The sequence below is a fragment of the Amycolatopsis albispora genome (assembly GCF_003312875.1).
GTDB classification, from domain to species: Bacteria; Actinomycetota; Actinomycetes; order Mycobacteriales; family Pseudonocardiaceae; genus Amycolatopsis; species Amycolatopsis albispora.
Genome location: NZ_CP015163.1, coordinates 8,778,039 through 8,802,864, shown reverse-complemented (window position 1 = coordinate 8,802,864; position 24,826 = coordinate 8,778,039). Strand labels below are relative to the sequence as shown.

Annotated in this window: 25 protein-coding genes and 2 pseudogenes; 17 read left to right on the top strand and 10 right to left on the bottom strand. The window is 71.2% G+C overall.

The features are described 5' to 3' along the window. Positions 1-3: 3 nt before the first annotated feature. Positions 4-840 carry a class I SAM-dependent methyltransferase gene (locus A4R43_RS40935; protein WP_113696991.1) on the bottom strand — a complete coding sequence of 279 codons (837 nt, stop codon included), beginning with the start codon at positions 838-840 and terminating at the stop codon, positions 4-6. A gap of 325 nt (positions 841-1,165) precedes the next feature. Continuing rightward, a complete protein-coding gene (locus A4R43_RS40930) occupies positions 1,166-1,624 on the bottom strand; it encodes a MarR family winged helix-turn-helix transcriptional regulator (RefSeq protein ID WP_236808592.1) in 459 nt (152 codons plus the stop codon). A gap of 61 nt (positions 1,625-1,685) precedes the next feature. Here A4R43_RS40930 and A4R43_RS40925 point away from each other — a divergent pair, with 61 nt between their 5' ends. Then, entirely contained in the window at positions 1,686-2,738 is a 1,053-nt protein-coding gene (locus A4R43_RS40925; protein ID WP_205215174.1) for a hypothetical protein, read from the top strand. Here the strand turns inward: A4R43_RS40925 and A4R43_RS40920 are convergent. Then, a complete protein-coding gene (locus A4R43_RS40920) occupies positions 2,651-3,502 on the bottom strand; it encodes a helix-turn-helix transcriptional regulator (protein ID WP_113696989.1) in 852 nt (283 codons plus the stop codon). The genes A4R43_RS40925 and A4R43_RS40920 overlap by 88 nt on opposite strands. A gap of 88 nt (positions 3,503-3,590) precedes the next feature. Here A4R43_RS40920 and A4R43_RS40915 point away from each other — a divergent pair, with 88 nt between their 5' ends. Further along, positions 3,591-4,364: an SDR family NAD(P)-dependent oxidoreductase gene (locus A4R43_RS40915; protein WP_113696988.1), complete on the top strand. Its 774-nt coding sequence runs from the start codon at positions 3,591-3,593 to the stop codon at positions 4,362-4,364. Positions 4,365-4,462: 98 nt separating this feature from the next. After that, entirely contained in the window at positions 4,463-5,641 is a 1,179-nt protein-coding gene (locus A4R43_RS40910) for an IS30 family transposase (RefSeq protein ID WP_205215173.1), read from the top strand. 125 nt (positions 5,642-5,766) lie between these two features. Here A4R43_RS40910 and A4R43_RS40905 read toward each other — a convergent pair whose 3' ends face one another. Further along, positions 5,767-6,789, bottom strand: a complete 1,023-nt coding sequence (locus A4R43_RS40905) for an IS110 family RNA-guided transposase (protein ID WP_113691230.1) — start codon at positions 6,787-6,789, stop codon at positions 5,767-5,769. A 420-nt stretch (positions 6,790-7,209) separates the two neighbouring features. On the opposite strand from A4R43_RS40905, the gene A4R43_RS40900 reads away from it, so the two are divergent. Beyond that, the gene (locus tag A4R43_RS40900; RefSeq protein ID WP_113696987.1) at positions 7,210-7,551 is read left to right on the top strand and encodes a VOC family protein; all 342 of its coding nucleotides are present in this window, start codon (positions 7,210-7,212) and stop codon (positions 7,549-7,551) included. Here A4R43_RS40900 and A4R43_RS40895 read toward each other — a convergent pair. The 3 genes from A4R43_RS40895 to A4R43_RS40885 are packed head-to-tail and all read right to left on the bottom strand — an operon-like array spanning position 7,548 to position 10,376. Then, complete coding sequence (locus tag A4R43_RS40895) at positions 7,548-8,522, bottom strand: ABC transporter substrate-binding protein (RefSeq protein ID WP_113696986.1); 975 nt, start codon at positions 8,520-8,522, stop codon at positions 7,548-7,550. The genes A4R43_RS40900 and A4R43_RS40895 overlap by 4 nt on opposite strands. Then, the gene (locus A4R43_RS40890; RefSeq protein ID WP_113696985.1) at positions 8,519-9,304 is read right to left on the bottom strand and encodes an ABC transporter ATP-binding protein; all 786 of its coding nucleotides are present in this window, start codon (positions 9,302-9,304) and stop codon (positions 8,519-8,521) included. Before A4R43_RS40890 ends, A4R43_RS40895 begins: the two co-directional genes overlap by 4 nt. A gap of 1 nt (position 9,305) precedes the next feature. Continuing rightward, positions 9,306-10,376 carry a FecCD family ABC transporter permease gene (locus A4R43_RS40885; RefSeq protein WP_113698218.1) on the bottom strand — a complete coding sequence of 357 codons (1,071 nt, stop codon included), beginning with the start codon at positions 10,374-10,376 and terminating at the stop codon, positions 9,306-9,308. Between the two features lie 96 nt (positions 10,377-10,472). Here A4R43_RS40885 and A4R43_RS40880 point away from each other — a divergent pair, with 96 nt between their 5' ends. The 8 genes and pseudogenes from A4R43_RS40880 (at position 10,473) to thrS (ending at position 18,119) form a co-directional block, all read left to right on the top strand. Beyond that, positions 10,473-11,003 (top strand): AAA family ATPase, encoded by a 531-nt coding sequence (locus A4R43_RS40880; protein WP_236808591.1) that lies wholly within the window; start codon positions 10,473-10,475, stop codon positions 11,001-11,003. After that, on the top strand, positions 10,996-12,234 hold the full coding sequence (locus A4R43_RS40875) for an alpha/beta fold hydrolase (RefSeq protein WP_113696984.1): 1,239 nt from the start codon (positions 10,996-10,998) through the stop codon (positions 12,232-12,234). The genes A4R43_RS40880 and A4R43_RS40875 overlap by 8 nt, the downstream gene beginning before the upstream one ends. 99 nt (positions 12,235-12,333) lie before the next feature. Next, the gene (locus A4R43_RS40870) at positions 12,334-13,230 is read left to right on the top strand and encodes an alpha/beta fold hydrolase (RefSeq protein ID WP_113696983.1); all 897 of its coding nucleotides are present in this window, start codon (positions 12,334-12,336) and stop codon (positions 13,228-13,230) included. Between the two features lie 83 nt (positions 13,231-13,313). Then, positions 13,314-13,654 (top strand): annotated as a pseudogene (locus A4R43_RS40865) (YciI family protein). Between the two features lie 5 nt (positions 13,655-13,659). Then, positions 13,660-14,901: an RNA polymerase sigma factor gene (locus tag A4R43_RS40860; RefSeq protein ID WP_113696982.1), complete on the top strand. Its 1,242-nt coding sequence runs from the start codon at positions 13,660-13,662 to the stop codon at positions 14,899-14,901. 9 nt (positions 14,902-14,910) lie between these two features. Further along, positions 14,911-15,881: pseudogene (locus tag A4R43_RS44550) on the top strand (glycosyltransferase). A gap of 8 nt (positions 15,882-15,889) precedes the next feature. Continuing rightward, a complete protein-coding gene (locus tag A4R43_RS40850; RefSeq protein WP_162788778.1) occupies positions 15,890-16,777 on the top strand; it encodes an aminoglycoside phosphotransferase family protein in 888 nt (295 codons plus the stop codon). A 163-nt stretch (positions 16,778-16,940) separates the two neighbouring features. After that, positions 16,941-18,119 carry a threonine--tRNA ligase gene (thrS, locus tag A4R43_RS40845; RefSeq protein ID WP_113696980.1) on the top strand — a complete coding sequence of 393 codons (1,179 nt, stop codon included), beginning with the start codon at positions 16,941-16,943 and terminating at the stop codon, positions 18,117-18,119. Here the strand turns inward: thrS and A4R43_RS40840 are convergent. Genes A4R43_RS40840 through A4R43_RS40830 form a run of 3 tightly spaced genes read right to left on the bottom strand, consistent with a single transcriptional unit; the run spans position 18,116 to position 20,300 of the window. After that, positions 18,116-18,619, bottom strand: coding sequence for an MOSC domain-containing protein (locus A4R43_RS40840; protein WP_113696979.1), 504 nt, complete (start codon positions 18,617-18,619; stop codon positions 18,116-18,118). The two genes, thrS and A4R43_RS40840, sit on opposite strands and share 4 nt — an antisense overlap. Positions 18,620-18,623: 4 nt before the next feature. Next, on the bottom strand, positions 18,624-18,860 hold the full coding sequence (locus A4R43_RS40835; RefSeq protein WP_113696978.1) for a PspA/IM30 family protein: 237 nt from the start codon (positions 18,858-18,860) through the stop codon (positions 18,624-18,626). An 18-nt stretch (positions 18,861-18,878) separates the two neighbouring features. Then, positions 18,879-20,300, bottom strand: coding sequence for an MFS transporter (locus A4R43_RS40830; protein WP_113698217.1), 1,422 nt, complete (start codon positions 20,298-20,300; stop codon positions 18,879-18,881). Positions 20,301-20,488: 188 nt separating this feature from the next. On the opposite strand from A4R43_RS40830, the gene A4R43_RS40825 reads away from it, so the two are divergent. The 5 genes from A4R43_RS40825 (at position 20,489) to A4R43_RS40805 (ending at position 24,811) form a co-directional block, all read left to right on the top strand. Next, positions 20,489-21,151, top strand: coding sequence for a TetR/AcrR family transcriptional regulator (locus tag A4R43_RS40825; RefSeq protein WP_418190789.1), 663 nt, complete (start codon positions 20,489-20,491; stop codon positions 21,149-21,151). 447 nt (positions 21,152-21,598) lie between these two features. Continuing rightward, complete coding sequence (locus tag A4R43_RS40820; protein ID WP_113696977.1) at positions 21,599-22,231, top strand: TetR/AcrR family transcriptional regulator; 633 nt, start codon at positions 21,599-21,601, stop codon at positions 22,229-22,231. Positions 22,232-22,254: 23 nt separating this feature from the next. Next, the gene (locus A4R43_RS40815; RefSeq protein WP_113696976.1) at positions 22,255-22,452 is read left to right on the top strand and encodes a ferredoxin; all 198 of its coding nucleotides are present in this window, start codon (positions 22,255-22,257) and stop codon (positions 22,450-22,452) included. Further along, a complete protein-coding gene (locus tag A4R43_RS40810) occupies positions 22,449-23,624 on the top strand; it encodes an NAD(P)/FAD-dependent oxidoreductase (RefSeq protein WP_113696975.1) in 1,176 nt (391 codons plus the stop codon). Before A4R43_RS40815 ends, A4R43_RS40810 begins: the two co-directional genes overlap by 4 nt. Next, positions 23,621-24,811 carry a cytochrome P450 gene (locus A4R43_RS40805; RefSeq protein ID WP_113696974.1) on the top strand — a complete coding sequence of 397 codons (1,191 nt, stop codon included), beginning with the start codon at positions 23,621-23,623 and terminating at the stop codon, positions 24,809-24,811. Before A4R43_RS40810 ends, A4R43_RS40805 begins: the two co-directional genes overlap by 4 nt. Positions 24,812-24,826: the final 15 nt, after the last annotated feature.

Here is a 24,826-nt window from a genome sequence, read left to right as displayed (position 1 = left end):
TCCTCAGGACTTGCGCGCGGTGACCAGCCAGGCGGTGCCGCGCAGGCGGACGGCGTCAGCCTGGGCGAACGGGCGCAAGGCGGCGGTGAGGGCGGCGCGGGCCTTCGCGGCGGTTTCGGGATCGGCCAGGGTGAGGTGGTGCTTCACCGGACCCCAGTCGGCCATGAAGGCGGTGGCGTCCTCGAGGTCGGCGCCCCAGATCTGGTCGGCTTCGACCCGCGTGCAGTCGATTCCGGTGAAACCCGCGCCGGACAGCACGGCCCGGGTGCGCACGGGATCGGCGAACGAGGTCGGCCCGGTGCCGTCGGCGCCGGTGGGCCGCGGCACGTGGGGCTCCATGGCGGCCAGCACGCTGCCGAGATCGGTGCCCTGGAGCTCGGTCATGCAGAGGAAGGCGAGGCGTCCCGCCGGGCTGAGCGCGCGGTGCACGTTGGCGAACGCGGCGACCGGGTCGGCGAAGAACATCACGCCGAACCGGCTCAGCGCCACGTCGAACGAGCCGGGCTCGAAGGGGAAAACCTGCGCGTCGCCCTGTTCGAAGGTCAGGTTGCCGAGGCCTTCGGCGCCCGCGCGCGCCCGCGCGGTGGCGAGCATCGGGCCGGAAAGGTCCACACCGGACACCCGTCCCTTCGGCGCCCGTGCCGCGGCAAGGCGGGTCAGCTGCCCGTTGCCGCAGCCGATGTCGAGCACCCGGTCGGTCTCGCCGATCGCGGCGGCGTTGAGCACGAACTCGTTGAAGCCGCCGTTGACCGCGTCGAACCGGTCGTCGTGCGTGGCCCAGTGCTCGCCCTCGTAGCCGTTCCACGCCTCCGCCTGCGCGGTGTTGACGATGTCGGTCATCGGGACTCCCCATCATTGTGAACACACGTTCATGAACTCGTGTTCATAATGCCTGGGAACGAGCCCTGCGGCAACCCGGACGCCCAGGCCCACGCCGCCTGTCGACACCGGGTCGCGGGCACGAGCAGCCCCGCGCCTTCACCGCCCCAGCCAGGATGGCCAGCGCCTCCTCTGTGGATACGAGTTCCGGCATCGGCACACCGTCGATCTCCGCGCGCCACGCCGCGAGCAGCCGGTCCAGCGCATCGGCTGGGAAGTCCCCATTCATTCGCCCGCCTCGGAGTCCGTCCCCTCAGGGCCGTAGTCGCCGCCGCTCGGCGCGGCGTTACCGGTCCGGGCTCGCGTGCCGGATCAGCTTGAGCAGCTGGCCGCGGAAGTGCTCGTAGTCGTCGATCACGCCGAGCAGCAGCTCCGATTCGCGTTCCTCGCGCCGCGCCGTGGCCAGCACGCGCTCGCCGGCCTCGGTCAGCCGCACGATGCTGCGGCGCCGATCCGCCGGATCGTGTGCACGCGCGACGAACTCGTTGCGCCGCAAGCGCTCGATGGTCCGGCTCATGGTCTGGTCGGTGACCCGGCAGCGCATCGCCAGCTCCCGCTGCGAGCGCGGCCGCCCAGCCAGGTGGTGCAGCGCGATCAGCCCGGCGTGGGTCAGGTTGTGCCGGGCGAGCACGTCGTCGAACCGCGACTCGAGCACCCTGGCGGCCACCGAGAGCAGCCGCCCGGTCGGCCAGGAGCTGACGTCGCCGGTCTCGTCCTCGTCGGGCATCACGGTTTTCCTCGGCACGCCCGCATCCTCTCATCAGGCCATTTGCTCAGCCTGCTGAACGTTGGGCAGAATGCTCAGCATGCTGAGCAATTCGCGGTGGCTGCCGCTCTGGGGCGTGGTCGCCGCGGCGGTGCTGACCGGGCTGGTGTGGGTGTTCGGGCAGGGGCTGGCCGTCACGCTGCTGCCGGACCAGGGCGCGTCCTGGTACTACTGGAAGCTGCCCGACCCGACCTTCTGGACCAGGGCGTCGGCATGGCTCGGGTACGCGGCCCACCAGCTGGTCTCGTGGTGGCTGATCTTCTACGCCCAGCGCCACGTCCGCCGCTACACCACCGGGCTGCACCCGGTGAACGTGGTCGCGCTCGCCGCCAACCTCGGCTTCATCGCGCTGCACGAGGTGCAGACGCGCGTGTTCTACGACGGCCTGGCGCAGGACGTGTCCATCTTCAGCTCGCAGGGCTCGGTGGTGCTGCTGCTGATCGTGGTGCTGCTGATGGAAAACCGCCGCCGCGGGCTGTTCTTCGGGCGGCGTGCGCCGCTTTCGGCGGAGGTCGTCCGGTTCGCCCGCAAGTACCACGGTTACCTGTTCAGCTGGGCGGCGATCTACACCTTCTGGTACCACCCGATGGAGACCACCAGTGGCCACCTGATCGGCTTCTTCTACATGTTCCTGCTGCTGTTCCAGGGCAGCATCTTCTTCACCCGCGCGCACACCAACCGCTGGTGGACACTGGCGCTGGAGCTGATGGTGGCGGTGCACGGCACGCTGGTCGCGGTGATGAACTCCGGGCCGGACGGGATGTGGCCGATGTTCCTGTTCGGCTTCCTCGGCGTTTTTGTGGTGACGCAGATGCACGGCCTCGGGCTCGGCCTGCGCACGCGCTGGACCATCGGGCTCGGGTACCTCGCCGCGGCGGTGGTCGTCTACGGTTCGCGCTCGCTCGGCGGACTGCACGAGATCGTGCGCATCCCGCTGATCGAGTACCTGCTGGTCGCGGTGATGGGCGGGCTGATCTGGCTGGGACTGCTGGTGAAGCGCCCGGCTCAGCCGGGCACGTCCAGCCGCTGCGTGCCGACCACCGAGAGCAACCGCAGCGCCTCCTCCGACCGCGACCCCGGTTCGGCGGTGTAGATCACCACACGCTGGTCACGGTCGGTGATGTCGAGCACGTCGCAGATCACCGAGACCGGGCCGACCACCGGGTGGTGGAAGGTCTTGCACAGGCTCGGCCCGGCGCACACGTCCCGCGAATCCCACAGCCGCGCGAATTCCTCGCTGCCCTCACGCAGTTCGGCGATCAGCGCGACCAGTTCCGGGTCGTCCGGGTACCGCGCGGCGGTGGCGCGCAGGTGCCGGGCGGCGCTCGCGGCGAACTCACCGCTGTCGGTCAGGCCGTACAACGGCCGACCGTCGTGTCGTGGTTCGAGAAAGGCCCGGCGGACCAGGTTGCGTTCGCGCCGGGACAACGCCGAGAAGTCCTCCATCAACGCGGCGGCGAGCGGGTTCCAGGCGATCACCTCGTACGACGCGGACAGCACGAGCGCGGCGGCCAGCGGCAACCGGTCCAGCAGGGCGAGAATGCTGGGCCGGACCTCACGCGAAGGTCCGGGAGCCGGGCCGGGCGGGGCGCCGGCGAGGTGGTGGAGGTAGTCGCGCTCGGTGTCGGACAGGCGCAGCGCGCGCGTCAGCCCGGCCAGCACCTCACGCGACGGGCGCGGCGCCTTCGCCTGCTCCAGCCGCGTGTAGTACTCGTTCGAGATGAACGCCAGCTGCGCCACCTCCTCGCGGCGCAGCCCCGGCGTGCGACGGCGGCGCCCGGCGGGCAGCCCCACGTCGGCCGGGGTGATCCGCTCGCGCCTGCTGCGCAGGAATCCGGCGAGTTCTGCTCGATCCACCCGTCCAGTGTGCGCGGTGGCGGCCGGGCTCAGCCAGGTACCAGCGATGCCTGGCTGAGCCCGGCCGGCGGGTCGCAAGCTCGGCACCATGACTCGATCAATCACCGGCCTGCTCGAGGGCAAGGTCGCGTTTGTCACCGGCGCCGGGCGGGGCATCGGCGCCGCCGCGGCCCGCCTGTTCGCCCGCGAAGGCGCGCGCGTGCTGCTCGCGGCCCGGACCGAAGCCCAGCTCAAGACCGTCACCGAGGACATCCGCGCGGACGGCGGTGTCGCCGACTACGTGGTCTGCGACCTCGCCGACCCCGACAGCCTGCGTGCCGCGGTGGACCGCGTTGTCGAGCTGCACGGGCGCCTCGACGTCGCGCTCAACAACGCCGCCACCGGCGTCCCGCCCGGCCCGATGGACCAGACCACCGAAGCCGATTTCGACCACAACTACGCGGTGAACCTGAAGGCGCCGTGGCTGGCCATGATCGCCGAGGTCGCCGCGATCCGGGCCACCGCGGGCACCGGCGCGATCGTGCACACCAGCAGCGTCGGCAGCCTGATGGCCAACCCGGAACTGACCGCGTACGGCGCGATGAAGAGCGGGGTGAACAGCCTCACCGCGTCGGCCGCGGCCACCTACGGGCCGGAGGGCATCCGGATCAACGCCGTCGCGCCCGGCACCACGCGCACCGAAATGCTGCTGGACTGGGACAAGGCGTCCCCCGGGGTCATCGAACGGCTCAACGCGGGGACGCCGCTGGGCCGCGTGGCCGAGCCGGAGGAGGTCGCCGAGGCGGCCGCTTGGCTGCTCAGTGACCGGGCCTCCTACGTCACCGGCGTGATACTCCGAGTGGACGGCGGCATGCTGGCCTGACCCGGCGCGCGGCCGGAAGTGTCACGAATGTGGCTTTCGGGACGTTTGACGTCTCGAAAGCCAGGTGGATTCCAGTGGTTGTTGCAACACCCTTGTTGATGGGAGTTGTGATGGTGCTGGGTCGTGATGTTCGGGTGCGGTTTTGGGGGTTGGTGCGGGCGGGGTGGGCGGTGCGGCCGGCGGCGGGGTTGGCGGGTGTGTCGCATGAGACGGGGCGGCGGTGGTTCGCGCAGGCTGGTGGGGTGATCGGGAACGCGCCGTGTGCGCTGGGCGGGCGGTATTTGTCGTTGGCTGAGCGGGAGGAGATCTCGCGGGGGTTGTGTGCGGGGTGGTCGTTGCGCAGGATCGCTCGGGGGCTGGGGCGGGCGGCGTCGACGGTGAGCCGGGAGGTGGCTCGTCATGGTGGGCCGGTGGCGTATCGGGCGGTGGTTGCCGACAGCGCGGCGCGGGTGCGGGCGCGGCGTCCGAAACCGGTGAAGCTGGCTGTTGACGCCCGGCTGCGGGCGTGGGTGCAGACTCGGCTGGAGAAGCGGTGGTCGCCCGGGCAGATCGCGGCCGCGCGCAAGCTCGCTTTTGCCGATCAGCCGGAGCGTTGGGTGTCGCACGAGACGATCTACCAGGCCATTTACGTCCAGAGCCGGGGCGCGTTACGGCGTGAGCTGGCCGCGTGCCTGCGGACCGGGCGGGCGCTGCGCCGTCCCCGCGGCCAGGCCCGCCGCCACCTGCCGCCCCGGCTGCCCGGCCCGATCCCGATCTCGGCGCGCCCGGCCGAGGCCGCCGACCGCGCGGTGCCCGGGCACTGGGAAGGCGATCTGATCCTCGGCGCCGGCAACAGCTCCGCGATCGGGACGCTGGTGGAGCGGTCCACCCGGTTCGTGCTGCTGCTGCACCTGCCCCACGGTCACACCGCCGAGCACGTCCGCGACGCGATGATCGCCACCATCACCACCCTGCCCGCCCAGCTGCGACGCTCGCTGACCTGGGACCGCGGCAACGAAATGGCCCGCCACGCCGAGATCACCCTGGCCACCGACATGGCCATCTACTTCTGCGACCCGCACTCACCCTGGCAACGCGGCACCAACGAGAACACCAACGGCCTGCTCCGCCAGTACTTCCCCAAAGGCACCGACCTGACCAGGCACACCGCCGACGACCTCGCCGCCGTCGCCGCCGAACTCAACGAACGCCCCCGCCACACCCTGGGCTGGCTCACCCCAGCCCAATCCCTCAACCGAGTACTGTCCGGACAGTCCCCCGTTGCAACCACCGCTTGAGCCCGCGCCACATTCGTGACACTTGGCCACCCCGCGGAGTGAGCCTCGCGGCCCGATGCGGCCTCGGCGCGCGCTCGCCGGGGGCCGCTCACCGGGGCGCACCGAACACGAATGAAGCTTCTATGTCAAGTGAGGTCGGTGGTGAGTGCTCGGTAGATGGTGTTGACGAGGTGGCGTTTGAGGGCGCGGAGGGCGGCTTTGGTGGTGGCGTGGGGGTGGTGTTTGGTCCAGTTGTCGCGGTAGGTGCGGGCGGGTGGGTGGTGGGTGAGTTGGGTGATGGCGATGCGGTGGAGGCAGGTGTTGAGTTGGCGGTTGCCGCCGCGGTTGAGGCGGTAGTGGGGTTTGTTGGCTGTCCAGGTGGGGATGGGTGCGGTGCCGGTGTGCATGGCGTAGGCGGCGGGTGAGCGGAAGCGGGTGATGCCGGCGGTTTCGCCGATGATTTTCGCGGCGAGGACGGTGCTGACGCCGGTGATGGCCAGCAGGGTGGGGGCCAGGGGCTGGACTCGGGTGCGGAGTTGGTGTTCGAGCTGGGTGATCTGCTGGGTCAGGGTGGTGATCTCGGTGAGCAGGTCCAGGGCGAGGTCGCGGCGGACGCTGGCGGGCAGGGTGGACAGGGCGGTGGTGAGGGTGTGCTGGGCGCGGGGCCCGGTCAGGCGGGGGTGGGTCTGGTCCAGGGCGGGGTCGAGGTCGTGCAGGTGCCAGCGCAGTTGGTTGATGCTGGCGGTGCGGCGGTTGACCAGGTGTTCGCGCCGGTCGGAGAGCAGGCGCAGGTCCAGGGCGGTCTGGTCCAGGTGTGCGGTGGGCAGGTCGGGTTCGCGCAGGGCGGCGCGGGCGATGGCCAGGGCGTCGATCGGGTCGGATTTACCGCGGGTGCGGGCGCTGGCGCGGCAGGCGGCCATCAGTTTGGGTGGGACCCAGACCACGGTGGCGCCGGTGCCGATCAGGGTGCGGACCAGTCGCCCGGCCACGCCGCGGCCGTCTTCGACCGCCCAGCGCGGCCCGGTGCCGAACTGGGTGGCCCAGGACCGCAGCCGCAGCAGCCCGTCGGGGTCGGCGGTCACGGTTTTCTGCCCCAGGCGGCGGCCGGTCTGATCGACCGCGACCGCGGTGTGGCTGGACTTGTGCGGATCGATGCCAATGACCACCATGGACACCGCGTGTGTTCCTTCCCTAGCCGGAGAACATGCGTCTTTTCCGGGCCGGGCTGGTCGGACACACCTCAGTCGAGGTTGATGGCGTATGCCCACGCTTCTATCAAGTCAGGCCAGCCAGGCCCGGACCTTGATCACGCTGGACAATTCGTTCGCAAGCCAGCAACGGCAGTGGCTTTCAGAGTCACCACGCGATCAAGACCGGACCCTAACCGCCCACCACGAGCGGCCACACCAACCCTGACACTGAGTGGCTTTCGAATAGACACCGCGCGCAGCTCCATTGAGGGTGGCGGTGGGCGACGGGCGGGCGGATTTCGCCCCGAAAGCCACATTCGTGTTCAGCGGAGGGCGCCTCCTGATTTTGCGGCCCGGCGGGGAATGCGGTTGGGTGGCCACAACGTCAGGGAGGTGTCGATGGGGCCGTATCTGTACGCCGGGATCTCCGTCGCGGATCTGCCCGCCGCGCTGGCCTGGTACGAGCGCCTCTTCGGCTCGCCGCCGAGCTTGTTCCCCAACGACGTCGAGGCCGTCTGGGAGATCGCCGACGGGCGGTCGGTGTACGTCGAACTGCGGCCCGAGCACGCGGGCCACGCGCTGATCACCCTGTTCGTCGACGATCTCGATACCGTCGTCGACGGGATCACCGAGCGCGGCATCGAACCCGCGCTGCGCGAGACCTACGACAACGGCGTCCGCAAGATCACCTACCGCGACCCGGAAGGCAACGAGATCGGCTACGGCGGCGGCCCGGTCTAGCGCTGGAACTCTCGCAGGTACTTGGCAAAACCCTCCAGGCCGTCGATGTTGCGCGGCCCGCTGATGCCCTCGTTGTAGTCCAGCACGTAGAACTTGTCGTTCACCACCGCGGGCAGTTGCGCGGTCGCCGGGGAGGTCTTCAGGAAGTTGATCTTCTCCTGCGCCGGCTTGTCGCCGTAGTCCAGGATCACCACCACCTCCGGCTGCGCGTCCACCACGGCTTCCCAGCCGACCTTCGTCCAGCGCGCCTCGACCCCGTCGAAGATGTTGCGGCCGCCGGCGAAGCGGATGATGTCGTTGGGTGGCACCTGGTTCCCCGCGGTGGAGGCCTGGTCGGCGCCCGAGTCGTAGAGGAACACCTTCACCGGGTCGCCCTTCGGCGCCGCCGCGACCACCTGGTCCACCCGCCGCTTGTAGTCGGCGACCAGCTGCTGCGCGCGCTCCTCCACGCCGAAGATCTGCCCCATCCGGATCAGGTCCGTGTACAGCGCCTCGAACGGCGGCAGCTTCTCCGGGAACTTCGGGTAGTTGAAGCAGGATTCGCTGTGCATGAAGCTCTGGATGCCGAGCCCGTCCAGGATCGCCGGGGTGATGCCGCGCTGGTCGCTGAAGCCCGAATTCCAGCCCGCCACCACAAAATCGGCCTGCGCGTCGACCACGAGTTCGCGGTTGAGCAGGTCGTCGCCGAGGAACTGCACCTTCGCGTATTCGGCGGCATACGGGGATTCCTGCACCGGCGGGTTGGCCGGCGGCATCACGTACCCGTGCACGTGCGAGGTCAGGCCCAGCGCGAACATCTTGTCCGCGCTGCCCGCTTCGTAGACCACCGACCGCTTCGGCGTCGTGTACTTGACGTCCTCACCGCACCGCTTCACCACCTTCTCCTGTGCCGCCGGCGCGCCGCCTTCGACCTCCGCGCCGCAAGCCGACAGCAGCAGCAACGCCGCCAGGATGGGGACCGCCTTCTTCACACCGAACTCCTTCTGTCACTGGTCAGGGCGTAGAGCAGTTGCGGGTCGCCGGTGAGCGGGTGGTCCACCACGGTCACCTCGACGCCGAAGACCTCGCGCACCAGCTCGGCGGTGAGCACCTCGGCCGGGGTGCCGGCGCGGACCAGCGAACCGTTCGACAGCACGCCGATGCGGTCGCACACCGCCGCCGCGAGATTGAGGTCGTGCAGCACCACGAGCACGGTCAGCCCGAGGGTGCGCAGCAGCGACAGCAGTTCGATCTGGTGCCGGACGTCGAGGTGGTTGGTCGGTTCGTCGAGCACCAGCACCGCGGGTTCCTGCACCAGTGCCCGCGCGATCAGCACGCGCTGCCGTTCCCCGCCGGACAGCGTCAGCACGCCGCGGTCGGCGAGGTGCGCCACGTCGAGCCGTTCCATCGCGTCGCGGCACAGGTCCTTTTCGCGGGCGGTGAGCGCCTGGTTGCCGGTGAGGTGCGGGAACCGGCCGAGTTCGACCAGTTCCGCCACGGTGAAGTCGAATTCGCTGCTGCTTTCCTGGGTCAGCGCGGCGATCGCCCGCGCCGCACGGCGGTTTCCCAGTTCCGCCAAGGCGTTGTCCTCCAGCCAGACCGCGCCGCCGTGGGGTTTCAACGCGCCGTACACGCAGCGCAGCGCGGTCGACTTGCCCGAGCCGTTCGGCCCGACGAGCCCGGTCACCCGCCCGGACCCAGCCGTCAGGCTGAGCTGGTCGACCAGGGTTTTCCCTTGCAGTGCAACGGTTACGTCGTCGAACCGGAGTTCCACCTCAACGCCCTCCGAACAGGTAGCCGCGCCGCCGCATCAGCGTGACAAAAACCGGCACGCCGATCAGCGCGGTGATCACCCCGAGCGGCAGTTCGCGGGGCGCGACCACGGTGCGCGCGGCGAGATCGACCCAGACCATGAAGATCGCGCCCGCGAGCGGGGCGATCAGCAGCACACGTGCGTGCGAAGCGCCGAACAGGATCCGGACCAGGTGCGGGATGACCAGTCCGACAAAGCCGATCGCGCCGCTGACCGCGACCATCGCGCCGGTGACCACCGCGGTCAGCACAAACAGCCCGCGCCGCAACGATTCCGTGCGCACGCCGAGGCTCGCGGCGGTCTCGTCGCCGAGGGAGAGCACGTCCAGGCTGCGCGCGTACCGGCGCAGCACCACCACCCCGGCGACCACCGCGACCGCCACCACCGGCAACGCGCCCCAGGTCGCGCCGCCGAAGCTGCCCATCGTCCAGTACAGCACCGTGCTGGTGGCTTCGCTGTCCGGCGCGAAGTAGATGATCAGGCTCATCACCGCCTCGAAGCCGAAGGCCAGCGCGACACCGGTGAGCACCAGCCGCAGCGGCGTGATCCCGGCACGCGAGCGGGCCGCGGCGTAGACCAGTACGGACGCCACCAGCGCGCCGAGAAAGGCGCCGATCGACACCGCGTAGATGCCGAACACGGCGAACGCGCCGAACGAGGTCACCGCGACCGCACCCACCGACGCCCCGGACGAAACGCCGAGAATGAACGGATCCGCGAGCGCGTTGCGCACCATCGCCTGGATCGCCACGCCCACCGCGCCGAGCCCGGCGCCGATCACCGCGGCCAGCAGCACGCGTGGTGTGCGCACCTGCCAGATGATCTGGTAGCGGGTGAACTCCTCGGCGGGAATGCCGTCGCCGACCAGCGCCGCCCACAGGTACCGCGCGGTGTCCGCCGGCGGGATCACCGCCGACCCGAGGCCGATCGCCAGCACCACCGAAACGACCAGCACCGCCCCCAGCCCGGCCGCGACCACCACCGCGTCCCGCCCCGCACCCCGTTTTTCCCCGGTCTGCCGGGTTTTCCCCATGAACACGTCGCCTCCGCCGTTCGCCCGACGCAGGGTTGCCGAACATGAACGTCATTGTCAAATAGTCGGGAGGGCATGAGTCGCTAAGTTGCTTCCATGCGCCTGCTCGGACCCACCGACCCCATGCCCATCGACCGGCCCCGGCGGATCGCGGTGGCGGGCCCGCCCGGTTCCGGGAAAACCACGCTGGCGGAGCAGATCAGCGCCCGGCTCGGCGTGCCGTTCACCCAGTTCGAGACCTTCTTCCACGGCCCGGACTGGACCGTGCTGCCGGACTGGCGCGAGCGGGTGCTCGCCCACATCGGCCGCGAAAGCTGGGCGATCGAATGGCAGGGCGAGGAAGTGCGCGAGCAGCTGACCGCTCGCACGCAGGTGCTGGTCTGGCTCGACCACCCGCGCCGGTTCACCATGACCAGGGTGATCACGCGCGCACGCTCATGCGCCGATTCGGCCGGGAAAGCACGATCCCGGGCGGCAACACCGAAGGGCCGCTCCACACCTTCTTCACCGACCGCGACCAAATCGTTCGCGAGGCTTGGCGGCGTCACGCGTGGTTGCGGGCCAGGGTCCGGCTCCGCGGGCAGCGCGCGGTCGACGCCTGGCTGGCAGGATCGGCGTCGTGGCTGAAACCGTGCAGATTCCCGGACTTGTCCTGACCGAACACGAATTCCAGGTCCCGCTCGACCACGGCAACCCCGGCGGCGAGCAGCTCACCGTCTTCGCGCGGGAGGTGGCCGATCCGGCCGGTCGCGACCGCCCGTTCCTGGTGTTCCTGCAGGGCGGCCCCGGCCAGGAAGCACCGCGGCCCACCGGTTCACCGACCGGGCCCGGCTGGCTTTCCCGTGCCCTGCGCGACTACCGCGTGCTGATGCTCGACCAGCGCGGCACCGGCCGGTCCACCCCGGTGGGCACGCTGCCTGGGCTGTCCCCGCAGCAGCAGGCCGACTACCTCAGGCACTTCCGCGCGGACTCGATCGTGCGTGACGCCGAGCTGATCCGCGAGGCGCTCGGCGTCGAGAAGTGGAGCGTGCTCGGCCAGTCGTTCGGCGGCTTCTGCACGCTGAACTACCTGTCCACCGCACCGGACGGCCTGCGCGAGGCGTTCTTCACCGGCGGGCTGCCGCCGGTCGGGCTGCACCCGGACGACATCTACCGCGCCACCTTCGCCACGGTGCTCGAGCGCAACCGCCGCTACTACCAGCGCTACCCCGGCGACCGCGACCGCGTGCGCGCGCTGCACGACCGGCTCGACGCGGGCGAAATCACGCTGCCCAACGGATCGACGCTGACCGCGCGGCTGTTCCGCCAGGTCGGCAACGTGCTCGGCATGAGCGACGGCGCCGAGCACCTGCACTACCTGCTCGAACGCGACCCGGCCTCACCCGCCTTCGCCCACGACGTCGCCGCCGCCCTGCCGTTCTCGGCGCGCAATCCGCTCTACGCGGTGATCCACGAGGCCTGCTACGCCGACGGGCACACCACGCGCTGGTCCGCCGCGCGGGTGCTGCCCGGCGAGTTTGAAGACGACGTCACGCTGTTCACCGGGGAGCATGTTTTCCCGTGGACCTTCACCGACGACCGGGGCCTGGCGCCGCTGGCCGAAGCCGCCGAGCTGCTCGCCGAGCACGAGTGGCCACGGCTCTACGACACCGACCGCCTGCGGGTCTGCGAGGTGCCGTGCGCCGCGGCGATCTACGCCGAGGACGCCTACGTGGACCGGGCGCTGTCGGAGGAAACCGCCCGGCTGCTGCCCCGCATGCGGCCGTGGCTGACCAACGAGTACGAGCACAACGGCCTGCGTGCCAGTGGCGGCCACGTGCTCGACCGGCTCATCGCGCTGGCCCGCGGCCAGGCCTGACCCACTCGGAAATCCGGGGGAAAATCTCCGGGCAGGTGGTCGATTTCCGGTGGCGCCGCTCGACACTTCAGTGCACTTCAAGCGACCCGAGGAGATCCGATGCCACTGAAGTTCAGGCCCACCGTAGCGGCGGTGCTCGCCGTCCTGCTGCTCGCCGGCTGCGAGCCCGGCGGCGGTCAGGCGGCACCCGCCGCGCCCGCGCCCGGCCCCGAGGCGCACTACGCCCAGGTCAACGGCCTGAACATGTACTACGAAACCCAGGGACAGGGCCAGCAGCCCCTGGTGCTGCTGCACGGTTCGCTGTCCACCATCACCACCTCGTTCGGCAAGCTGATGCCGGAGCTGGCCAAGTCGCGGCGGGTGATCGCGGTGGAGCAGCAGGGCTACGGGCACACCGCCGACCGCGACCAGCCGCTGTCCATCGAGCAGATGGCCGACGACACGGTCGCGCTGCTCGACCAGCTCGGCGTGCCCAAGGCCGACTTCTTCGGCTACAGCATGGGCAGCTCGGTGGCGCTGCAGATCGCCGTCCGGCACCCGGACCGGGTGCGGAAGCTGGTGCTCGCCGCGGTCTCGTACCACAACTCGGGCCTGCACCCGGGGGTGCTCGACGGGATCGACCAGCTCAAGCCGGAGGACCTGGCGGGCAGCGTGTTCGAGGCCGAGTACCTGGCGAAGCACCCGGATCCGGCGCACTGGCCGGTGTTCCTGGAGAAGACCAAGGACCTCGACCTGCGCATGCCGGAGCTCACCGCCGAGCAGGTCAAGGCGATCAAGGCGCCGGTGCAGCTGATCGCCGCCGATTCGGACATCGTCACGCCGGAGCACACGGTCGAGTTCTTCCGGCTCCTGGGCGGCGGGGTGATGGGTGACGTCGGCCCGATGCCCGCGTCGCAGCTGCTCGTGGTGCCCGGCGCGTCCCACATCGGCCTGGTGGACCGCACGGAGATCCTGCTGCCCGCGATCCCCGCCTTCCTGGACGCCCCGATGCCGTGAAGAATTTCTTCGCGTGGTTTGTCCATCCGGGCGCGGCCCGTTCGTGGTGAGGTGGTCAAGCCGCAACACGAGGAGCCGAAACCATGAAGTACCTGCTGCTGATCAACGCCGCCGCCGGGCAGACCGAGCCGGGCTGCGAGCCCGCCGACTGGATCGCCTACGACAAGCAGGTCCGCGACGCGGGCATCCTGGTCTCCAGCGAATCCCTCGCCGACCTGGTCACCGCGACCACCGTGCGGGTCGACGCGGCGGCAAGCGAACGGTCACCGACGGCCCGTTCGCCGAGACCCGCGAGGTGCTCGGCGGCTTCTACGTGATCGACGTGCCGGACCTCGACGTCGCGCTGGACTGGGCGGCACGCTGCCCCGGCGCGCTCGGCGGTGGTTCGGTGGTCGTCCGGCCGGTCGCCGACTTCGACGCCTGACCGGAATGGGCGCGCCGGTGTCATCCATCGAATCGGTGTTCCGCGAGGAACACGGCAGGCTGCTCGCCGCGCTGGTGCGCCGGTTCGGGGATCTCGACCTGGCCGAGGAGGTCACCTCCGAGGCCATCGAGGTGGCGCTGGCGCGCTGGCCGGTCGAAGGCGTGCCCGCCAAGCCGGGTGCCTGGCTGATGACCACGGCGCGCCGCCGCGCGGTCGACCGCCTCCGCCGCGACAAGGTGCTGGCCACCCGGCTGGCCGTGTTGCAGGTGGAGGCCGATCGCGCGGCGCCGCCGCCCGCGCCCGGCGAGAACGGCACCGAACTGCCGGACGAGCGGCTGCAGTTGTTCTTCACCTGCGCGCATCCCGCGCTGCCCGCCGAGGACCGCACGGCGCTCACGCTGCGCTGCCTCGCGGGCCTGACCACTCCCGAGGTGGCGCGTGCGTTCCTGGTCCCGCCCGTCACCATGGCCAAGCGGATCGTGCGCGCGAAGAAGAAGATCCGCGAGGCCCGCATCCCGTTCCGCGTGCCGGACGCCGACGAGCTGCCGGAACGGCTGCCCGGCGTGCTGCAGGTGGTGTATTCGATCTTCACCGAGGGCTACGCGGCCAGTTCCGGCCCGGACCTGCAACGGCTCGACCTGGCCGAAGAGGCGATCCGGCTGACCCGGATCCTGCACCGGCTGCTGCCCGGCGAACGCGAGGTCACCGGCCTGCTGGCGCTGATGCTGCTGGTCCACGCCCGTCGCGACGCCCGCACCGGCCCGGACGGCTCGGTGGTGCTGCTCGAGGACCAGGACCGGACCCGCTGGGACCGCGCGATGATCAACGAAGGCAGCGCGCTGGTACCGCCGTCGCTGACCGGCGGCCCACCCGGCCCGTACGGGGTCCAGGCGGCGATCGCCGCGCTGCACGACGAGGCCGCCGACCTGGCCAGCACCGACTGGCCGCAGATCGTCGCGCTCTACGAGGTGCTGCGGCAGCTCACGCCGTCACCGGTGGTTTCGCTGAACCACGCGGCCGCGGTCGCCATGCGCGACGGCCCGGAAGCGGGGCTGGCGCTGCTGGACGAACTCGCCGACGAGCCGCTGCTGCGCACGTACCACCCGTTCCCCGCCGCGCGCGGGGACCTGTTGCAGCGGCTCGGCCGGATCGCCGAAGCCAAGGAGGCCTACCAGCGGGCGATCGAGCTGGCCGGCACGGAACCGGATCGTGCGCATCTGCGCCGCAAGCTGGCCGCGCTCGCGTAGGTTCGGTCCATGCGTGTCCTTTTTGCCAGCCTGGCTTCGGCCGGTCACACCTATCCGCTGATCCCGCTCGCGATCGCGGTCCGGGCGGCCGGGCACGAGGTGCACTTCGCCGCCGGTGAGGAAGTGCACGGGCCGCTGGCGGAGAGCGGGCTGCGGCCGTTCCGGCCGGCCGACGCGTTCTACGAGATCTACGCCGAAGACCTGGAACCGGAGCTGGCGCGGTTGCGGCCGGATCTGGTGGTGCACGAATGGGGCCTGCCGGGAGCGGCGGTCGCCGCGACCCGGGCCGGGATTCCGGGGATTTGGCACGGCTTCGGGCGCATGGTCCCGCCCGGCATCGGGTTGGAACTGCCGATGGCCGTCGCGCCCGACCGGCCGCACTTCGACATCTGCCCGCCTTCCTTGCAGGACAAGGACTTCCTCGCCAACGGCCAGCGCATCCCGCTGCGGCCGGTGCCCTACTCGCCGCTGTCGTCGTGGACGATGGACCGCGATGAGAAACCCCTGATCTACCTGACGCTCGGCACCGCTTTCGGCACGGCGGGGTTACTCACCACCGCGGTCCGCGCGCTGGCCGCGCTCGACGCACGCGTGGTGGTCGCCACCGGCGGGTGGCGCCGGAGCAACTCGGTGACGTGCCGCACAACGTCACCGTGCGGTCCTGGGTACCGCAGGCCGACGTGCTGCCGCACGCGGATCTGGTGGTGCACCACGGCGGCAGCGGTACCACGCTCGGCGCGCTCGCCGCCGGCGTGCCACAACTGCTGCTGCCGCAGGGCGCCGACCAGTTCGCCAACGCCGCCGCGGTGAGCACCGCGGGCGCGGGGATCTCAGGCGGGGAACACGAAATCGCGGACAACGCGCGGAATTTGCTGAAGTCGGACGATTACCGCGAAGCCGCGCGAACCGTCGCCGAGGAAATCGCCGCGATGCCGTCACCGGAGAAAATCGCTCAGCGCCTGCCCGAGTTCGTTCCATAATGGACGGCATGACCACTTCGATCGTGCTCCCGGACTCGTCGCGTGCCCGCCTGCTGCACCGCTTCGGCGCCGCGGCCGCCGGGTGGTGCGACGAACTGGACGCGCTCATCGCCGAATTCGCGGCGGCCTGGCGGCTGCGCCCGCTGGAACTGCTCCCGGCGGGCAGCAATTCCGTGGTGCTGCGGTGTGAATCCGACGAGCACGGCCAGGCCGTGCTGAAACTGACGCCCGATCCGGAAGTCGCCCGGCAGGAAGCCACCGCGCTGCGGGGCTGGTGGGGCGTCCCGTACGTGGTCGATCTGCTCGAAGCCGACCCCGGACGCGGTGCGGTCCTGCTGGAATGGTTGCCGGAACCGGAACCCCTCGCCGACGCCGATTGGTCGCTGGAGGAAGTCGTTCCGCTGCTGACCGCACTCCGCGTCGCGCCACCCGACGGCGCGGAACTGCCGACGCTGACCGAGCGCGTCGGCTTCCTCTTCGACCTGATGGACGGCCGTGCGCGGGAACTGCCGTCGCTCCACTTCCTGCCCGGCCTGCTGGCCGAAAGCCGGGCGGCCTGCCTCGAACTGGCCGAAGGCGGCCCGATCGGCCTGGTGCACGGGGATCTGCACGCGGGCAACGTGGTGCGCACCGGCGGGCGGCTGGTCGCCATCGATCCGCGGCCGTGCCTGGGTGACCAGGCCATCGACCTGGTCGACTGGGCGCTCGACGGCACCACCGACGAGGAAACCGCGCGGCGGCGTGTGGACCTGCTCAGCGAGCGGATCCCCGGCGTGGACCGGGATCGGCTGTGGGCCTGGTGCCGCGGGTTCGCCGCGGCGATCGCGGTCAGCCTGCTGCGCCACCGGCCCGACGATCCGTGGGGCCGGTTCATGCTCGACTGGGCGCGGCGGTAAATCCGTTGCGCGCGGGGATACCGTGGAACACATGAAGCGCGCATCCGTCACCACGACGCCGGACAAGGTCCCGGCGCGCTGATTCCCATGCAGTGACAACAGCCCGGGGCGGGTGCCCCGGGCTTTGTCGTGTGGTCATCCGTTCCGGCGGAAGGAGACCACCATGCCCGACCACCGCGCACTCGGCCGCGAACTGGGGTTGTTCGGCAGCGATCCCCTGATCGGCGCGGGCCTGCCGTACTGGCTGCCCGCCGGCGCCGCCGTCCGGCAGGCCCTGGAGGACTACCTGCGTGCCGCCGAACGCCGCGCCGGGTACCAGCACGTGTACTCGCCGGTGCTCGGAAAACGGGAGCTGTACGAGCTTTCCGGGCATTGGGACCACTACCGCGAGCACATGTTCCCGCCGATGGATCTCGGCGAGGAGCAGGTGGTGCTGCGCCCGAGCCTGTGCCCGCACCACGCGCTGATCTACCGGTCACGCGGTCGCAGCCACCGCGAACTCCCGGTGCGGCTGGCGGAACTGGGCGGCATGTTCCGCGACGAGCCGTCCGGCGTGCTGGGCGGGCTGGCGCGCGTGCGGTCCATCCAGTTGAACGACGGGCACATCTTCTGCGCGCCGGAGCAGGCCGTGGCGGAGGTGCGCGCGGCGCTGGAACTGATCGGGCGCGCCTACGACGACCTCGGCCTGCGCGCGGCCCGCTACCGCCTCTCCTTGCCCGGCCAGGACGGGAAGTACGTGGCCGGCCCGGAAATGTGGCGGCGCGCGGCGGCCGTGCTCGCCGAAGCGCTGGACGGCATGGACTACGAAGCCGTCGAAGGGGAAGCGGCCTTCTACGGTCCCAAAATCGACGTGCAGCTCGCCGATTCGGCCGGTCGCGAATGGACCCTGTCCACCGTGCAGGTCGATTTCCACCAGCCGGAGCGGTTCGGGCTGCACTACATCGGCGCGGACGGCGCGAAGCACCGGCCGGTGATGGTGCACCGGAGCGTGCTCGGCAGCCTGGAACGGGTGGTGGCGCAACTGGTCGAAGTGCACGGCGGTGCGTTCCCGGCGTGGCTCGCGCCGGTGCAGCTGCTGGTGCTTCCCGTCTCCGGCAACGAATTCGCCCGCGCACGGGAATTCGCCGACCAGGCAACCGGACTCGGCCTGCGGGTGGAGATCGCGGCACACGGCAGCCTCGGCGCGCGCGTGCGGAACGGGCGGCTGGTGCCGTTCCAGGCGGTGATCGGCCCGTCGGAAGCCGCGAACGGCCAAGCCGCCCTGCGCCTGCGTGACGGGAGCCGCCCGGAGCCGATGGCCGTCGGCCGGGCACTCGCGCTGATCGAGGCGGCCGTGCGCTAGACGGTCAGCGTGGCGGGTCCGAGGCGGAGAAGGCCGTCGTCGAGCGGTTCGCAGCGGACCCCGCCACGCCGCCGCAGGCCCCGGAAGGCACCCGGCGCAAGCACCACGTCCATCCAGGCACACGGGTGCGCCGGCCGGTGCGCCCGGAACCGCACCGGCCCGTCACCGGAATCGAGGCTGAACACCGTGCCCCGCTCCAGCCCGTCGACGTCGAAGCCGCGCAGGGTGATGTTCCGGCGGGTCAGGTGCGGATCCGGCGCGGCGGGCAGGCCGAGTTCGCGCACCAGGTGGTCCAGCGATTCGGCGGCAATAACGGTGACCGCGGCCTGCCGGTGCGCGGGATGGTTGAAGAACCGGTCACCCGCCAGGCCGAGCCCGGCCCGCACGGTGACCACCTCCCGCCCGGGCGGCTCCGGATCGGGCCGCGGCCCGTCCGACGGCCTGCCTTCGAAGGCGTGCCGCGAGGACACCAGCAGCGCCACGATCTCCACCGGGGGCACGCGGTCACTCCCCGCGCATCGACCGCCTGATCTCGTCCAATTTGGACCGTGCGGCCTCGTCGCGGTCGGCCAGCTTCTTGTCCAGCGACTCGACGGTCTCCTCACCGCCGATCCCGGCCAGCTCGGTGGCGCCCTCGGCGGTGGCGAAGCGCTTGTCGATCTTGTCGCGCACGTAGTCGAAGTTCGGCACGCCGGAGTCGGTGTAGTCGGTGCCCGGAGGGCCACCCTCGGGTTCGGTCATGCCCCGAGCCTATCCCGGTCAGGCCCGGCGGCGCGGGATGAAGCAGGCGATCACCGCCGCCGCCAGCGCCGCGCCAGCGCCGATCCCGACCACCAGCCGGAACCCGGTCAGCGAGGGCACCTCGGCCGGGCCGAACGGCACGGTCAGCTGCGAGAGCACCACCCCGGCCACCGCGCTGCACACCGACGTGCCGATCGAGCGCATCAGCGTGTTCAGGCTGTTGGCCGCCGCGGTCTCCGAAACCGGCACCGCCGACATGATCAACGCGGGCATCGCGCCGTACGCCAGCCCGATCCCGGCGCCGATCAGGCTGGACATCACCACCAGGTGCCAGATCTCGCTCATCAGCAGCAGGTTGAGCGCGTACCCGACGGCGACGACCAGCGTGCCCACGATGAGCGTGGTGCGCGGGCCGCTGAGCCGGGTGATCCGCGCGGACACCGGGGCCATCGCCATCATCACCAGCCCGGACGGCGCCAGCACCAGGCCGACCACGGTCATCGGCTGGCCGAGGCCGTGCCCGGTGGCCGCGGGCAGTTGCAGCAGCTGCGGCAGCACCAGCGACATGGCGAACATGGAGAAGCCGAACACCGCCGACGCCAGGTTGGTCAGCGCGACCGTGCGCCGTGCCGAGGTCCGCAGGTCGACCAGCGGTTCGCGGGTCCGCAGCTCCCAGCGGAGCCAGGCGAGCAGCACCACCGCGGCGCCGCCGGACAGGCCGAGCGTCAGCCCGCTGCCCCAGCCCCATTCGGCGCCCTTCGACACCGCGAGCAGCAGGCAGAGCAGCACGATCGACAGGCCGAGCGCGCCGACGAAGTCGAACCGGCCGCCCGTGCGGACCGACGACTCCGGCACCACGGTCACCACCAGCGCGGTGGCGAGCAGGCCGAGCCCGGAGGCCACCCAGAACAGCACGTGCCAGTCGACGCTCTCCGCGAGCAGGGTCGCCAGCGGCAGGCCGAGCGCGCCGCCGACGCCGAGCGACGCGCTCATCAGCGCGGTCGCCGAGCCGAGCCGCTCGGCGGGCAGCTCGTCACGCATGATGCTGATGCCGAGCGGGATCACCCCGGAGGCCAGCCCCTGCAGCACCCGCGCCACCACCAGCGGCGCGAGGCTGGTGCTGAGCGCGGCGAGCACCGACCCGGCGACCAGCAGGCCGAGGCTGATCAGCAGCATGCGGCGCTTGCCGTACATGTCGCCGAGCCGTCCCATGGTCGGCGTGGCGACCGCGGCGGCGAGCAGGGTGGCGGTGATCGCCCACGCGGTGTCGGCCGGGGTGGAGCCGAGCAGCTCCGGCAGCCGCGGGACCAGCGGGATGATCACCGTCTGCATGAGCGCGACGGTCACCCCGCCGAAGGCGAGCACGGCGACCACGAGGTTCGGCCGCCGGGCCGCCACGGGCGCCGGTCCGGTGGGTCCGGCTGGCGAGGTCACTGGCATGGACGCCACGGGACGGCCTCCCTGGGAGTGGTGGAATGGGCCAGAGTTAAAGCAGGCGCTTGACTTAGCATAAAGTGTCCGGTTTGACTGGCCCAACCACCCCGCGCGCAGGTTTGAGGAGGACTCCCGGTGCACTACACGATCGTCCGGCGCGTGGCGGCCGGTGAACCGCGGACCGTCCCGGTACGGTGGTGATCGTGGTGACCGATGTCGGCAGAACCCCGCGGGCCGCGCAGGTCGGCGCCACCCGGCTGCAGATACTGACCACCGCGGAGCGGCTGTTCGCCGAGCAGGGGCTGTACGCGGTGTCCAACCGCCAGATCAGCGCCGCGGCGGGGCAGGGCAACAACGCCGCCGTCGGTTACCACTTCGGCACCAAGGCCGACCTGGTCCGCGCGATCGTGCGGCGGCACGCCGGTCCGATCGAAGCGCTGCGCACCGAGATGGCCGCGGCGGTGGAGGGTTCGCGCGAGGTCCGCGACTGGGTGGCGTGCCTGGTGCGGCCGATCACCACGCACCTGGCCTCGTTCGACGGGCAGTCGTGGTACGCGCGGTTCAGCGCGCAGGTGATGACCGACCCGGCGTTCCGGCCGATCATGGCGGAGGAGTCGCTGGCCACGCCGTCGCTGCAGTCGGTGGTGGACAACTTCCGGCAGTGCCCGCCGAAGCTCCCGGCCGAAGTCCGCGCCGAACGCGGCGACATGCTGCGGACGCTCATGGTGCACGTGGTCGCGGAACGCGAACGCGCCCTCGCCGAAGGCACACCCACCCCGCGCGCCACCTGGGACGAGGCCGCCACCGGCCTGATCGACGCCATCACCGGCCTCTGGACCGCCCCCACCACCCGCTGACCTTTTCGCCTGCCCAGCCGAGCCCGCGCTCTCCCGGGCGCCGGGCCGCGAACGCGCGGGTGCCAACGCGCCGCCTGCGAGCCCCCCGCCGCGGGACACGAATGTGGCTTATGTGTCGCCCGGCGGGGACGAATGTGGCTTTCGAGGCGGATTCGGCCCCGAAAGCCACATTCGTGTCCGGGAGCGGGGCGCGCGCCCCGGGCGTCCCGGCCGCCCGAGCACTGCCGCTGCCCGGTGCGCTCGGATGTCACGAATGTGGCTTTCGAGACGCCAAACGTCTCGAAAGCCACATTCGTGACACCGCGCAACCCCTCCGGCCCGCTCCGCCGAGGCGCGTACCCGGCTCCCCGCCCCCCCCGCCCGAAAATCTAAGTCAGTCGCTTGACTCAAGGTCGGGAAGTCGGTTAGCTGTTTTCCAGGTGGCCTTGAACGATGTGAGGAGGTGCGGTGAGCCGGCGCTCGCTGAGCACGCGTGAATCGATCCTCACCGCGGCGGAACGGCTGTTCGCCGAGCACGGGATCACCGCGGTCTCCCACCGCCAGATCGGCGAAGCCGCCGGGCAGGGCAACAACTTCGCCGTCGGTTACCACTTCGGCGACCGGACCGCGCTGGTGCGCGCGATCCTCGACCGGCACGCCGAGCCGATCGAGCGCCACCGGGTGCGGATGATCGAAAGCATCCACGGCCGGGGCGAGGTCCGCGACTGGATCGCCTGCCTGGTCCGCCCGCTCACCGAGCACCTGGCCGAGCTGGGCAGCCCGACCTGGTTCGCCCGTTTCGGCGCGCAGGTGATGACCGATCCGGTGCTGCGCCGGGTGGTCGTCGACGACGCGATGTCGGGCGTGACGATCCAGCGTGTCGTCGAGCGGCTCAACCACTGCCTGCCCGCGCTGCCCGTCCCGGTGCACCTGGAGCGCGGCGAACTCGCCCGCCACCTGATTTCCCACGGCTGCGCCGAACGCGAGCGGGCCCTCGCCGAGGGCACCGGCCGCCAGGACACCTGGGAGCGCACCGCCACCGGCCTGATCGACGCGATCACCGGCCTGTGGACGGCGCCGGTCACCCCGGCCGGTCGCTGAAACCCCGTAGGAGGACAGAGAACGTGAAGATCACCGTCGACGAGGACAAGTGCTGCGGTGCCGGTTCGTGCGTGCTGGCCGCGCCCGAGGTGTTCGACCAGCGCGACGAGGACGGCGTGGTGCTGCTCCTGGAAGCCGAGCCCGCCGAGCACCTGCGGCCCGCGGTCCGCGAGGCCGCCAACGTCTGCCCGGCCGCCGCGATCTCGCTGAGCGAGGCGTGAGCACGCCGTCGCACGTGCTCGTCGCGGGCGCGTCGGCGGCCGGGCTGGCCACCGCGGAAGCCTTGCGCCGCAAGGGGTACACCGGTGAGCTGACCCTGCTCGGCGACGAACCGCACGTGCCGTACGACCGGCCGCCGCTGTCCAAGCAGGTGCTCGCCGGGGCCTGGCAGCCCGACCGCGCGCACCTGCGCACCCGCGAGGTGCTCGACGCACTCGACGCGCGGTTCGTGCTCGGCGACGCGGCCGTCTCACTGGACACGGCGAACCGCACGATCCACACCGCGTCCGGTCGCGCGCTGAGAGCCGACGCGATCGTGCTGGCCACCGGCGTCCGCCCGCGGACCCTGCCCGGTCAGGAAAACCTGCGCGGTGTGCACGTCCTGCGCTCACTGGACGACGCGCTCGCCCTGCGAGCCGACCTGCTCCGCGCCCGCCGGCTGCTGGTGGTCGGCGACGGTGTGCTCGGCGCCGAAATCGCCGCCACCGCACGGGGTCTGGGCGTCGAGGTGATACTGGCCGGTCCGCAGTCCGCACCACTGGCCACGCAGCTCGGGCCGCTGGCTTCCGGCCTGCTGGCCGAACTGCACGCGGAAAACGGCGTAAAACTGCGGCTCGGCGCCGGGGTCGAGGCGCTCACCGCCGACGGCGACCGGGTCACCGGCGCGCGGCTGAGCACCGGTGAGGTGCTGGACGCGGAACTCGTCGTTGTCGCACTCGGGGCGGTTCCCCGCACCGACTGGCTGGAGGACAGTGGGCTGGTGCTGGGCAACGGCGTCGTCTGCGACTCCCGGTGCCGCGCGGCCGAGGGCGTCTACGCCGCCGGTGACGTGGCGCGCTGGCACCACGAGCGCCTGGGTTCCTTGCTGCGCCTGGAAAACCGCACCAACGCCACCGAGCAGGCGCTGGCCGTGGCCGCCAACCTCCTCGGCGCCGACCAGCCCTACACCCCGATCCCGTACTTCTGGACCGACCAGTTCGACGCGAAGCTCCAGATCCACGGCGTGCTCACCCCCGGCGCCGAAGTGACCGTGGTCGAGGGCGACCCCGCTGGCCGCCGCTTCGTCGCCCGTTACGAACGCCACGGCAAGGCCGTCGGCGTGCTCGGCTGGAACATGCCGAAACAAGCCCGTCTGCACCGCCAGCAGCACCTCACCACCGGAGGAACCCGATGACCAGTACCGCCCCGGAATACCCGATGGCCAGGGCCGCGGGCTGCCCGTTCGACCCGCCACCGCGGCTGCGCGAACTCCAGCAGGAGGCGCCGCTGACCCGGATCCGCCTGTGGGACGGCAGCACGCCGTGGCTGGTCACCCGCTACGCCGACCAGCGCGCGGTGCTCAGCGATCCCCGCGTCAGCGCCGACATGACCCATCCCACTTATCCGCGCCAGGCACCCGGCCGCGCCACGCTCAGCTTCATCGGCATGGATGACCCCGAGCACGCCCGGCTGCGGCGCATGGTCGGCTCCGCGTTCGCGGTGAAGAAGGTGGCCGCGATGCGCCCGATGGTGCAGGAGATCGTCGACGACGCGCTCGACGAGTTCCTCGGCGGCCCGAAGCCCGCCGACCTGGTCGAAGGGTTCGCGCTGCCGGTGCCCTCGCTGGTCATCTGCAAGCTGCTCGACGTGCCGTACGCCGATCACGGCTTCTTCCAGGACAACAGCAAAACGATGATCAACCGCAACTCCACCCCGGAGCAGCGGACCGAGGCGTCGGGCAACCTGGCGCGTTACCTCGGCGGCCTATTGGCGTCCAAAATGGACAATCCGGGCGACGACCTGCTGTCGCGGCTGTGCGAGCGGATCAAGGCGGGCGAGCTGGAGCTGGAACAGGCCACCGCGATGGCCGTGCTGCTGCTCATCGCCGGGCACGAGACCACCGCCAACATGATCGCGCTGAGTACCCTGCTCCTGCTGCGCCACCCGGACCAGCTCGCCCTGCTGCGCGAGTCCGGCGACCCTGCCGTGGCGACGCGGGCGGTCGAGGAAATGCTGCGCTACCTCAACATCACCCACGGCGGGCGGCGGCGCGTCGCGCTGGAGGACATCGAGGTCGCCGGTCAGCTGGTCCGCGCGGGTGAAGGACTGGTGCTGCCCAACGAGATCGCCAACCGCGACGCCGACGCGTTCCCCGACCCCGACCGCCTCGACATCACCCGCGAAGCCCGTCACCACGTGGCTTTCGGCTTCGGCGTGCACCAATGCCTCGGCCAGCCGCTGGCCCGCCTGGAACTGGAGGTGGTCTACCGCACGCTCTACCGGCGCGCGCCCGAACTCGCGCTGGCCGCCGACTTCGACGACATCCCGTTCAAGCACGACGGTTTTGTCTACGGCGTCTACGAACTCCCCGTCACCTGGTAATCCCCACCCCACCGG

What these genes read in the sequence shown, in the direction of transcription:
- A4R43_RS40880 (WP_236808591.1), top strand. Translation starts at nt 10,473, where the DNA reads ATGCGCCTGCTCGGACCCACCGACCCCATGCCCATCGACCGGCCCCGG.
- A4R43_RS40905 (WP_113691230.1), bottom strand. Translation starts at nt 6,789, where the DNA reads ATGGTGGTCATTGGCATCGATCCGCACAAGTCCAGCCACACCGCGGTC.
- A4R43_RS40885 (WP_113698218.1), bottom strand. Translation starts at nt 10,376, where the DNA reads ATGGGGAAAACCCGGCAGACCGGGGAAAAACGGGGTGCGGGGCGGGAC.
- A4R43_RS40835 (WP_113696978.1), bottom strand. Translation starts at nt 18,860, where the DNA reads ATGACCGAACCCGAGGGTGGCCCTCCGGGCACCGACTACACCGACTCC.
- A4R43_RS40850 (WP_162788778.1), top strand. Translation starts at nt 15,890, where the DNA reads ATGACCACTTCGATCGTGCTCCCGGACTCGTCGCGTGCCCGCCTGCTG.
- A4R43_RS40900 (WP_113696987.1), top strand. Translation starts at nt 7,210, where the DNA reads ATGGGGCCGTATCTGTACGCCGGGATCTCCGTCGCGGATCTGCCCGCC.
- A4R43_RS40805 (WP_113696974.1), top strand. Translation starts at nt 23,621, where the DNA reads ATGACCAGTACCGCCCCGGAATACCCGATGGCCAGGGCCGCGGGCTGC.
- A4R43_RS40870 (WP_113696983.1), top strand. Translation starts at nt 12,334, where the DNA reads ATGCCACTGAAGTTCAGGCCCACCGTAGCGGCGGTGCTCGCCGTCCTG.
- A4R43_RS40830 (WP_113698217.1), bottom strand. Translation starts at nt 20,300, where the DNA reads ATGCCAGTGACCTCGCCAGCCGGACCCACCGGACCGGCGCCCGTGGCG.
- A4R43_RS40860 (WP_113696982.1), top strand. Translation starts at nt 13,660, where the DNA reads ATGGGCGCGCCGGTGTCATCCATCGAATCGGTGTTCCGCGAGGAACAC.
- A4R43_RS40910 (WP_205215173.1), top strand. Translation starts at nt 4,463, where the DNA reads ATGGGAGTTGTGATGGTGCTGGGTCGTGATGTTCGGGTGCGGTTTTGG.
- thrS (WP_113696980.1), top strand. Translation starts at nt 16,941, where the DNA reads ATGCCCGACCACCGCGCACTCGGCCGCGAACTGGGGTTGTTCGGCAGC.
- A4R43_RS40935 (WP_113696991.1), bottom strand. Translation starts at nt 840, where the DNA reads ATGACCGACATCGTCAACACCGCGCAGGCGGAGGCGTGGAACGGCTAC.
- A4R43_RS40925 (WP_205215174.1), top strand. Translation starts at nt 1,686, where the DNA reads ATGCTGAGCAATTCGCGGTGGCTGCCGCTCTGGGGCGTGGTCGCCGCG.
- A4R43_RS40915 (WP_113696988.1), top strand. Translation starts at nt 3,591, where the DNA reads ATGACTCGATCAATCACCGGCCTGCTCGAGGGCAAGGTCGCGTTTGTC.